The 8,566-nt window shown below is 73.2% G+C and carries 8 protein-coding genes; 5 read left to right on the plus strand and 3 right to left on the minus strand.

Translation table 11 applies throughout. The features are described from left to right. Positions 1-300 precede the first annotated feature (300 nt). The 3 genes from ACZ4VT_RS11240 to ACZ4VT_RS11250 are packed head-to-tail and all read right to left on the minus strand — an operon-like array spanning position 301 to position 3,978. Positions 301-933, minus strand: a complete 633-nt coding sequence (locus tag ACZ4VT_RS11240) for a TetR/AcrR family transcriptional regulator (RefSeq protein WP_362813137.1) — start codon at positions 931-933, stop codon at positions 301-303. A gap of 29 nt (positions 934-962) precedes the next feature. Beyond that, positions 963-3,056 (minus strand): YhgE/Pip family protein, encoded by a 2,094-nt coding sequence (locus ACZ4VT_RS11245; protein WP_467948540.1) that lies wholly within the window; start codon positions 3,054-3,056, stop codon positions 963-965. After that, positions 3,028-3,978: an ATP-binding cassette domain-containing protein gene (locus tag ACZ4VT_RS11250; protein WP_467948541.1), complete on the minus strand. Its 951-nt coding sequence runs from the start codon at positions 3,976-3,978 to the stop codon at positions 3,028-3,030. Before ACZ4VT_RS11250 ends, ACZ4VT_RS11245 begins: the two co-directional genes overlap by 29 nt. A gap of 172 nt (positions 3,979-4,150) precedes the next feature. Between ACZ4VT_RS11250 and ACZ4VT_RS11255 the strand changes: the two genes are divergently transcribed. The 5 genes from ACZ4VT_RS11255 (at position 4,151) to ACZ4VT_RS11275 (ending at position 8,402) form a co-directional block, all read left to right on the plus strand. Then, positions 4,151-4,645, plus strand: coding sequence for an SAV_6107 family HEPN domain-containing protein (locus ACZ4VT_RS11255; protein ID WP_467948542.1), 495 nt, complete (start codon positions 4,151-4,153; stop codon positions 4,643-4,645). Between the two features lie 88 nt (positions 4,646-4,733). Beyond that, positions 4,734-5,492 carry a class I SAM-dependent methyltransferase gene (locus ACZ4VT_RS11260; protein ID WP_362857540.1) on the plus strand — a complete coding sequence of 253 codons (759 nt, stop codon included), beginning with the start codon at positions 4,734-4,736 and terminating at the stop codon, positions 5,490-5,492. A gap of 297 nt (positions 5,493-5,789) precedes the next feature. Beyond that, entirely contained in the window at positions 5,790-6,191 is a 402-nt protein-coding gene (locus ACZ4VT_RS11265) for a DUF3040 domain-containing protein (protein WP_351304216.1), read from the plus strand. A gap of 128 nt (positions 6,192-6,319) precedes the next feature. After that, complete coding sequence (locus ACZ4VT_RS11270; protein ID WP_467948544.1) at positions 6,320-6,946, plus strand: DUF4126 domain-containing protein; 627 nt, start codon at positions 6,320-6,322, stop codon at positions 6,944-6,946. Positions 6,947-6,983: 37 nt separating this feature from the next. Then, on the plus strand, positions 6,984-8,402 hold the full coding sequence (locus tag ACZ4VT_RS11275) for a phytoene desaturase family protein (protein ID WP_467948546.1): 1,419 nt from the start codon (positions 6,984-6,986) through the stop codon (positions 8,400-8,402). The last annotated feature ends 164 nt before the right edge of the window (positions 8,403-8,566 follow it).

Consider the following 8,566-nt stretch of genomic DNA (forward strand, 5'->3'; position numbering starts at 1 on the left):
GGCTCGATCCCCCCGAGCCCCGCCGCGTTCGCGTACTGCGTCACCGGGTTCGTGTCCCCCGCCCGGCCACGGTAGGAGGTACCCGGTCCGCTCCGCAGCCCCGTGTCGGCGGTGCGGACCGGGTCTCCTGTCCGTTGCTCCCAGTCTGGCGTCTGCGCAGGTGGGAGCCCATCCGCGCACGTACTCATTTCCGCGCCTAGGTACGGATACTCAGCCGTCGCGGCAGGCCCCACCAGTTGTACGGGCTGCCGCGCCCCCGCGGCACCGCCGACTGGGGGGTGCTCGCCGCCCCGTACGGGTTCAGCGGTTGCCGCTGACCCGGCCCCGCAGCAGCAGCGACAGCGCCGAGTGGACGTCGTCGAGGGACCGCTCGCGCTGGAAGGACTGCCAGTCCAGCGCGGCCACCAGCACCATCCCGACCATCGCGGCCGCGGTGAGCGGCACGTCGATCTCGGCGCTCAGCTCACCGCGTTCGACGCCCTCGCGCAGCACCTTCTCCACGACGGCCACCGCCTCCTGCCGGACCACCATCAGCGTGGACTGCCACGTGCGGTTGGTCCGCCACAGCTCGGCGACGTACAGCTGGGTGAAGGCCGGGTAGCGGTCGATGAAGACGAGGCCGGCGCGGATCATCGCGTCGAGCGCCTCGACGCGGCTGCCGCCGCGCGCCTCCGTCTCCTCCGCCGCCGTCCGCAGCGAGACCGTCAGCAGCCCGACCCCGTGTCGCAGCAGCTCCTCGAAGAGCTCGTTCTTGCTCGCGAAGTTGTAGTAGACGGTGCCCTTCGCGACGCCCGCCCGCTCGGCGATCTCATCGACCGTGGTCGCGGAGAAGCCCTGCTCCGCTATGAGGGTGACGGCCGCTTCGTAGAGCTTCTGCCGGGTGGCCTGCCGACGGCCCCCGCCGGTACCCGTGCCGGTGCTGCTGCTGTCCATGGCGCTGATTGTCACAGGTCAACACGTCCCTACAGGCTCAGGTCGGGGTGCAGTCGGTCCATGGTCCACACCTGCTTGCCGCGGGCGGCGAGCGAGGTCAGCGCGAGCGCTCCGACGGTGAAGGCCGCGAGGACCGCGAATCCCTGCCACACCGGGCCGAGGTCGCCACCGGTGATGAGGCGGCGCAGGCTCTCGACCACGTACGACATCGGCAGGTAGGGGTGGACGGCGTTGAAGAAGTCCGGGCTGGTCTGCACGGGGTAGGTGCCGCCGGCGGAGGTCAGCTGGAGCATCAGGACGGCGAGGACGAGGATCCGCCCGGCCGCGCCGAACTTGGCGTTGAGCCACTGGATGATCGCCGCGAAGCAGGCGCTGACCAGCAGCAGGAAGGCGATGGTGAGGGCCGGGTGGGCCATCTTCAGGCCGAGGTCCGGGGCCCAGTGGAGCACCGACATCAGCAGGGCGACCTGGGCCGCGCCGATCCCCACCACGGGCAGCCAGCCGGCGAGGGCGATCCGCCAGGGCGAGGCGCCGGCGGACAGGGCCCGCCGGTTCATCGGGGCGATCAGCATGTAGGCGACCATCGCGCCGACCCAGAGGGAGAGCGGGATGAAGTAGGGCGCGAAGCCGGTGCCGTAGTTGGGCGCCTTGTGCAGGGACTGGTTGGCGAGCCTGATCGGGTCGGCCATGACCTCGGTGCGGGCGTCGCGCTGCTGCTCGTCGTAGTCGGGGATCTTGCCCGCGCCCTCGTGGAGGCCGCCGGCGAGCTCGCCGGTGCCGTCGACGAGCTTGTACATGCCGCCGTCGAGGCGGTGGGCGCCGTCGCCGAGCTTGCCGACGCCGTCGCTGAGCTTGCCCGAGCCGGTGGTGGCGGAGCCGATGCCGGTGTGCAGCTGGGCCATGCCGGTGGCGACCTTGTGGGCGCCGGTGTTGAGGGCGTTGACCTTGGCCACCGCCGCGTCGAGGTCGCCCGCGAGCTGCGGGGCCTTGACGACGAGCTCCCGGGCCTTGTTCTCCAGGTCGGTCAGCTGGGTGCGGAGCTTGGACACGTCCCCGTTCGTGTTCTTGGCCAGGGTGCTGACGTCACCGCTGAGTTCGGCGGCCTCGGCCGCGTCGTCCCTGACCCTCTTCAGTTCGGGGCAGGAGGCGAGGTGCGGTTCGGCGCCGGGGGTGACGCAGTGCTTGGTGTAGTACGCGTCCGCGCCGGTGGAGGCCCGCTTGGCGACGGCCGCGGCGGCCGGAGCCTTCTCGGCGAACGTGTCGAGGTGGTTCTTGACCACCTTCGCGCTGTCGGCGACCAGCTCGGCGGTGTCCGCCAGGTTCTTGGGGTCCTTGACGAAGGGGCGGGCCTTGTCGGCCGCTCCGTTGACCTTGTCGGCGAGGGACTGGGTGCCGTCGGCGACGTCCTTCGACCCGGTCTCCAGCTTCCCGGCGGCCGTGTTGAGCTTCTTCAGGCCGCTGTTGAGCTCGCCGGTCTTCTCCCCGGCCGTGTCGAGGCCCTCGGCGAGCTCCTTCGCGCCCTCCTGGGCCTTGCCCGCCCCGTCCTTGAGCTTGTCGGCGCCGTCGGCGGCCTCGGCGGTCTTGTCGTGCAGGTCGGAGAAGTTGACGAAGATCTTGTCGAGGAAGCCGCGGGAGGCGTTGGTGGACGCCGCCGAGCGGACCTCGGAGAAGACGGAGCGCGAGATCGAGCCGACGACGTAGTTGTTGGAGTCGTTGGTGCGGACCTGGAGGGCGCCGGTGGCGGGGTCGTCGCCCGCGCTGGAGGCGATCTTCGCGCTGAAGTCCTCGGGCATGGTGAGGGTCAGATAGTACGTCCCGTTCTCCAGGCCCTTGGCCGCCTCCTTGGGGCTGACCTCGCGCCAGTCGAAGGTCTTGCTGTCGCGGAGCTTCTTGGTGAGCTCACCGCCCGCGTCCAGGGGCTTGCCGTCGACGGTCGCGCCGCGGTCGGAGTTGACGAGGGCGACGGGCACCTTGTCGAGGCGGTGGTACGGGTCCCAGAAGGACCAGAGGTACAGGGCTCCGTAGAGCAGCGGGAGCAGGAGCAGCGCGATGAGGGCGGCCACGGGCAGCTTCCCCCGCCCGAACCGCTTCATCTCAAGCGCGGCCAGCTTCGGCGACCTCATCGTCCGCCCCCTTCGTGTCGTCGTTCTCGGTGTCGGTGTCGCCGTCGTTCTCGGTGTCGTTCCCGGCGGTGGCGTCGGTGTCCGGGCCGGCGTCCGCGTCGCCTTCGGCCTCGGCCTCGGGGGCGCTCTTGGCGGCGCTTCCCCAAGTGATCTTCCGGTCGGCGGCCGCCGGCGCGACGGTGACGGGCACCTCCGGTGTGTCCGGTGCCGCCGGTGCGTCCGGTGCCTCCGGGCCGGTCCGCAGGACCACCGCGTCGGCCGGCGCCTCGCTGCACACCGCGAGGACCGTGGTCCCGCGGGCGGCGATCGAGCGGAGCAGGCCCCAGGCCTCGGTGCGCTCGGTGTCCGAGAGCTTGAGGTCGAGGTCGTCGAGGGCCAGCAGCCGCGGGGACCCCAGCAGGGCGATGGCGACGGACAGCCGTACGGCCTCCAGGCGTTCCAGGTCCCGTACGGAGGTGCGCTCGCCCTTGGGCAGCGTGCCGAGGTCGAGTCCGGCGGCGGCCAACGCCTCGTCGATCCGGGCCGCGGCGCGGGCGCGGCGCTCGGCGCGGGGCCGCAGCAGGGCGCGCACCGGGGCGTCGTAGCGGCGCTGGAGCAGGGCGCCCTCGCGCAGCTGTTCCGCGACGGTGAGGGCCTGGTCGAGGTCGTTGACCCCGGGGACGTGGGCGAGGGCGGCGATCCGGCGGACGGCGGCCATCTTCTTCGGCAGCCGGTGCTGGTCGATCTCGGCGTGGCCCTGAGTGGGCTTCATCCGTCCGGTGAGGGCCAGGAGCAGGCAGGTCCGGCCGCTGCCGGAGGGGCCTTCGACCGCGATGAGCGAGCCGGGCGCCGCGTCGATGCCGATTCCCCGGAACGCCCAGCCGCGCGGGCCCTTGAGTCCGAAGCCCTCGGCTTTGACGGCCGCGCCGTGCGGGCTGTCCACGCCGTCCCCCTTCTTTTTGAACTGACCGGTCAGTTCAAAAACTAGCACCCTCTTCCGCACCAGGCGTGCAGGAGGGGGCAGTTGCAGCGGATACGGCCGTAAAAGTGCAGGTCAGGGAGATTGTCAGTGGGGCAGGTCACGATGGGGGCAACGCATCGACAGGAGGTTCGTCATGGCCACACCGTCCCCGTCCCCTGTCCACCCCGTCCTGCGCAAGTCGACGGCCGATCCGGCGGCGCTCGACCTGCTCGCCAAGGCCCGCAGCGGCCTGACCGAGGCCGCCCTGCTGAGCCGGCCCAACGAGCGGTACGCCACCGCACACCTGGCCGCCCTGCGCACCGCCGCGGCCGTGCTCGCCGCGCGCGGCCGGCCCGAGCCGGTGAACCCGCGGCGGCGGCCCCGGATCCGCAGCGCGTGGGAGCTGCTCCCCGAGCTGGCGCCGGAGCTCGCCGAGTGGAGCGCGCTGTTCGCCTCCGGTGCGGCCCGCCGGGCCCGGGCCGAGGCGGGCATAGCGGACGCGGCGAGCGGCCGGGACGCGGACGATCTGGTGCGCGCCGCCTCGATGTTCCTGCGCCTGGTGGAGCGGATGCTCGCCGTCCGGGCACCCGCCCCGAGCCTGCAGCAGGCCCTGCCGCAACCGCGCCCGGAGCGTCCGGACGCGCGATGAGCTGCCCGGCTGCGGAAGGCCATAAGGTAGACCGGGGTGGGGCACGGACCGCTCACCCCTTCCCTACCGCGCCGAGGAGCCATCAGCCGTGTCGGACACTTCCCGCCCCCGTGCCTCTCTCCGCACCGCCGTGGTGTGGGAGGTCCTCAAGGAGGCGCTCGACCGCCGGGTGAAGGCGACCGGGCGGGACGTGCTGGACGTGCTCGACACCGGTGGCGGCACCGGCAAGTTCGCCGTGCCGGTGGCCCGTCTGGGCCACCGGGTCACCGTGGTCGATCCCAGCCCGAACGCGCTGTTCGGGCTGGAGCGCCGGGTGTCCGAGGCCGGCGTCGCCGACCTGGTCCGCGGCGTCCAGGGCGACGCCCAGGGCCTGTTGGACGTGGTCGAGCGGGACGCGTACGACGTGGTGCTCTGCCACGGCGTGCTGGAGTACGTGGACGACCCGGCCGAGGGCGTGGCCAACGCCGTCGCGGCCCTGCGGCCGGGCGGCACGCTCAGCCTGCTGGCCGCCGGCCTCGGCGGAGCCGTGCTCGCCCGCGCGCTGGCCGGGCACTTCACGGAGGCCCGTACCGCCCTGACCGACCCGGCCGGCCGCTGGGGCTCCGGTGACCCGGTGCCGCGCCGCTTCACCGCCGAACAGCTCTCCGAGCTCGTGGGCGGCTCCGGTCTGGCCGTCGGCGCCGTCCACGGCGTGCGGATCTTCGCCGACCTCGTCCCCGGGGTCCTGGTGGACACCGAGCCGGGCGCCGTGGAGGCGCTGCTGCGTCTGGAGGAGGCCGCGGCGGAGCTGCCCGCCTTCCACGCGGTCGCCACTCAGCTGCACGTGCTCGGCCAGAAGCAGGGCTGAACTGCGATCTTCCGCCCACGGAGTCGGCCGCAGACCCTACGTTCCGGCGGTCGGCCCCGTATGATCGAGTGCAGTGACCGGCATGGTGGACGGACCATTGGGGAATAAGGGCCTCAGTGACCGCTCCCGCGGCGGTACGGTTTCGAGCAGTGGCTTTACCAGCTGTTGTCTTTTCTGGGCTGTGTGTCTTTTTGGAACGTGGCGTAGAGGGCGGGTGTCACGGGGGCGATTCCCCGCCTATCCTGAAGGGGACCCCTGGTCGCTACCCCCCGCGACCGACGGATGAGGAGGACTCCCGTGCCGCTCTCGGAGCACGAGCAGCGAATGCTCGAGCAGATGGAGCGAGCGCTGTACGCCGAAGATCCCAAGTTCGCGACAGCGCTTGAGGGAAGCGGACTGCGTACGTACACCCGGCGACGGGTCTACCAGGCAGTCGCAGGCATTGTGGTGGGTATCGCGCTCCTCATGACCGGTGTGATCATTCCGAACGTGCTCTGGATCAGCGTGGTGGGATTCCTCGTCATGCTGGGCTGTACGGTCCTCGTGGTCACCGGTTGGCGCAAGGCACCCAAGCCTGGCGAGCAGCCCGTCTCCGGAAGTGCAGACGGTCCGGCCCATGGCCGGAACCGGCAGCGTCGGTCGATGATGACCCGCATCGAGGAACGGTGGCAGCGCCGCCGTGACGAGCAGGGGCAGTAGCCCCCGAACGGTTCTGAGCGAGGGGACGGCCGCCGTCGGGCGACCGTCCCCTCGCCGTTCTGTCCCCGTTCTGTCACCGTGCCCGCGTTCTGCCCGGCGCACCGGTGCCCGTACGACATGATGATCCAATGAGTGTGCTCCCCCTGGTCTTCACCAGCGGCTGGGCCAGTGGGATCAACGCCTATGCCGTGGTCCTCCTGCTCGGCGTCTTCGGCCGGACCGGTCTGACCGACGAGGTCCCCGCGTCCTTGCAGCGCACGGACGTGCTGATCGTCGCCGCGGTGCTGTTCCTCTGCGAGGCGGTCGCGGACAAGATCCCGTACGTCGACTCGATATGGGACACCGTCCACACCGTCATCCGCCCGCTCGCCGGAGCCGTGATCGGTGCGCTGCTGGCCGGGCAGAGCGGCTCGCTGTCCGACATCGCCGCCGGCGCGATCGGCGGCTCCACCGCGCTGGCCAGCCATTTCGTCAAGGCCGGCACCCGGATGGCGATCAACACCTCGCCCGAGCCGTTCACCAACGTGGGCATGAGCATCGCCGAGGACCTCGGTGTGGCCGGCCTCGTCACCTTCGCGATGTTCAACCCGCAGGCCGCCGCCGTCATCGCGGCCGTCCTGCTGGCCGCCGGACTGGCCATACTCGTCTTCCTCTGGAGCCGGATCCGCCGCTTCCTGCGCCGCCGTGCCCAGCGCCGCGAGGAGAAGCGGCTGGCCGCCGAGGCCCGCGAGGTCACCGGGGCCCCACCCCTCTGACCACGGCCGGACCGAGGGGGTCGATAGGCTCGGCCGCATGGCACGAATTGCGGTGATCGGCGCCGGCATGGGCGCGATGGCGACGGCGGCCCGGCTGGCCGTGGCGGGGCATCAGGTGGCGGTGTACGAGCGCGGGGCGACCTACGGCGGCGCCGTCGGCCGCTACGAGCGCGAGGGCTTCGCCTTCGACACCGGGCCCGGCCTGCTGCACCTGCCCGCCGTCTACCGCGACCTGTTCGTGAAGACCGGCAAGCGGTCCCTGGAGGACTGCGTCGACCTGGTCCAGGTGGACCCCGCCGTCCGACACGTCCTCCCCCACCGCGGCATCGACGTCACCCTGCCCGGCGCCTCGCACGGCGGGGTCGCCGCCGCCCTCGACGCCGCCTCCGGGCAGGGCGCGGGCGAGCGCTGGAACGCCCTGCTGGGCCGTGCCCGGGACGCCTGGGACGCCACCCGGCGCCCGCTGCTGGAGGAACCGCTGCGGGACGGGGCCCGGCAGGCACTGTGCGAGGACCCGTACCCGGCCCTGCGCCGCGGCGGGCTGTTCCGCCGCCGCCCGCCGACCCTCGCCGAGGTGGCCGACCGCGAGCTGGGCGGCGCGCTCGGCGAGCTGCTGACCGGTGTCGTGCGCGGCTACGGGATCGACCCCGCCACCGCGCCCGGTTCGGCCACGGTGCTCCCGTACATGGAGCAGACCTTCGGCAGCTGGTACGTGCGCGGCGGGATGCGCGCCCTGGCCACCGCCGTGTACGAGCGCTGCCTGGAGCGGAAGGTCGCCTTCACGTTCGGGGCGGAGGTGCGCGAGGTCCTGGTCCGCGACGGCCGCGCGGCCGGGCTGCTGCTGGCCGACGGCAGTGAGGTGGCCGCCGATCACGTGGTCTGCGCGATCGACCCCCGGCAGCTGTCCGCCGGCCCGCCGCGACGGCCGGCGGACGCGGTCCCGGCCCGCGGGCCGCAGGCACCCGGCCGGATCACGCTGCTGCTCGCGCTGCGCGGCGCCCGCCCCGCCACGGCCGTCCACCGCACCCTGGTGCACGCGCCGGGGGCGCAGGTCACCGTGCTGCGCCCGGACGACCCGGCCACCCGGCCCGACGCGGAGCACGAGGCGGTCACGGTGAGCGCCGTGTACGGGCCCGGGACCTCGGACCCCCGGGAGCTGCTGGACCTCGCGGAGAAGGCCGTCCAGGGGTTGCGGGAGCGGCTGTTGTGGCAGGAGGTGCGCACCCCGGCCGATGTCGAGGCGGCGACCGGTGCGCCGGGCGGCGCCGTGCCGCCGCCCGCCCTCGCGGGGGCCGGCGGCCGGCTGCTCCACCCGGCCAACACCACGGAGGTGCCCGGGCTCTACCTGGCGGGCGGCTGGGCGCATCCCGGCGGCGGGCTGCCGCACGCCGGGATGACCGGGGCGCTGGTGGCCGGACTGATCGTGGAGGGCGCGGAGTTCCGCGGCTCGCGGTGACCGCTGCGCGCAGGGGTGGGGGGGAGGGGGGGGGGGAGGGGGGGGGGGGGGGGGGGGGGGGGGGGGTGTGGCGGCGGGGGGGGGGGGGGGGGGGGGGGGGGCCTGGGGGGGGGGGGGGTGGCGGGGGCCGGGGGGTCCCCGCACCCCGCTTCCTGAACATCGCC

This window comes from Streptomyces sp. NPDC029164 (assembly GCF_055563995.1).

What these genes read in the sequence shown, in the direction of transcription:
- ACZ4VT_RS11270 (WP_467948544.1), top strand. Translation starts at nt 6,320, where the DNA reads ATGAGTGTGCTCCCCCTGGTCTTCACCAGCGGCTGGGCCAGTGGGATC.
- ACZ4VT_RS11240 (WP_362813137.1), bottom strand. Translation starts at nt 933, where the DNA reads ATGGACAGCAGCAGCACCGGCACGGGTACCGGCGGGGGCCGTCGGCAG.
- ACZ4VT_RS11245 (WP_467948540.1), bottom strand. Translation starts at nt 3,056, where the DNA reads ATGAGGTCGCCGAAGCTGGCCGCGCTTGAGATGAAGCGGTTCGGGCGG.
- ACZ4VT_RS11255 (WP_467948542.1), top strand. Translation starts at nt 4,151, where the DNA reads ATGGCCACACCGTCCCCGTCCCCTGTCCACCCCGTCCTGCGCAAGTCG.
- ACZ4VT_RS11275 (WP_467948546.1), top strand. Translation starts at nt 6,984, where the DNA reads ATGGCACGAATTGCGGTGATCGGCGCCGGCATGGGCGCGATGGCGACG.